A 1,302-nucleotide genomic window follows, 5' to 3' on the forward strand; every position below is an offset into this window, starting at 1 on the left:
ACTAAATCAGTTGATACACATGACTATGTAACTGAATATGCCAAAAAGGTTATCAGTGGGAAGATAGTTACTAGTAAAAAAGTGCGTAAGGCTTGTCAAAGGCACATTCGAGATTTACAACGTCAAGATGATGAAACATTTCCATATGAGTACAGTGTAAAAGAAGCGAATAGAGCTATTATATTCATTGAACGATTTTGCAAACATAGTATTGGTAAGATGGCAGGTAAGCCACTTTTACTTGAATTATGGCAGAAGTTTAATGTCGGTAGTCTTTTTGGTTGGGTGGAAAAAGAAACGGGTTATCGGCGATTCTTAGAAGCTCTTATTATGATTGCTCGTAAAAATGGTAAGAGTACTTTAGCATCAGCGATAGCTTTATATTTATTTATGAAAGATAACGAGTATGGAGCGCGTGTATATACGCTAGCAAATAAGCGCGATCAAGCTAAATTAGTATTTGAAGAAGCTAAGCGAATGGTTAAACAGTCACCAGCATTAAGGCGAAGGGTAAGGATAATACGAGATAAGTTGTATTACAATGCTATGAATTCTGAGCTAGAACCACTTGCCAGTGATTCGAAGAAACAAGATGGTTTAAATACACATGGAGCAATCTTTGATGAAATTCATGAGTATAAAGATCGTAAGTTAATAAATGTTATTCAATCGTCTTATGATGCTCGTACACAGCCACTTATTTTGCATATTACGACAGCTGGTTTTGTTCTTGATGGTCCCTTGATGAAGTTTTATGAAGTTGCAGATAAAATGTTAAACGAAACGGTCGAGCATGATCGTTTTTTTGTGTTGATTGCAGAGATTGATCCGGAAGATGATTGGAAAGATGAGGAGTGTTGGGTTAAAGCAAATCCAAACTTAGATGTCACAATCACTCTTGAAAAGTTAAGGGAAGCCTATAAAACATATGTTTTAAATAATGAAGTTAATGAGTTCAAGACGAAGCGTCTTAATTTATTTGTAAATGCAGCTGAGAAATGGCTTGAATGGGATGTAATTAAGAAAAATTATGAAACAGAATATGATCTTGACGTTCTTGAAGGTTGTATGTGTATCGGTGGTGCCGATTTATCTGAAACGACGGATTTAACAAGTTCCTTTTTAGAATTTCCACAAGAGGATGGTTCAGTGAAGTGTATTCATCATAGTTTCATTCCAGAGGCTAAATTACTAAATAGTGAGGATAGAGCGAATTATGAACTATGGGTCGAAAAAGGATATTTAACGGTTATTCCAGGAGAAGTAATTGACTACGATTTCGTTACAAATTGGTTTGTTAGA

The 1,302-nt window shown here is 35.3% G+C and carries 1 protein-coding gene; it reads left to right on the forward strand.

Features of this window, described 5'->3' with window-relative positions; genetic code table 11:
* Positions 1-1,302 (forward strand): terminase large subunit (locus R7E47_RS24565; protein ID WP_318085327.1); only part of this gene is annotated, 1,302 nt, incomplete at both ends.

It is taken from the genome of Vibrio sp. Vb1026 (assembly GCF_033338745.1).
Taxonomy (GTDB): domain Bacteria; phylum Pseudomonadota; class Gammaproteobacteria; order Enterobacterales; family Vibrionaceae; genus Vibrio; species Vibrio alginolyticus.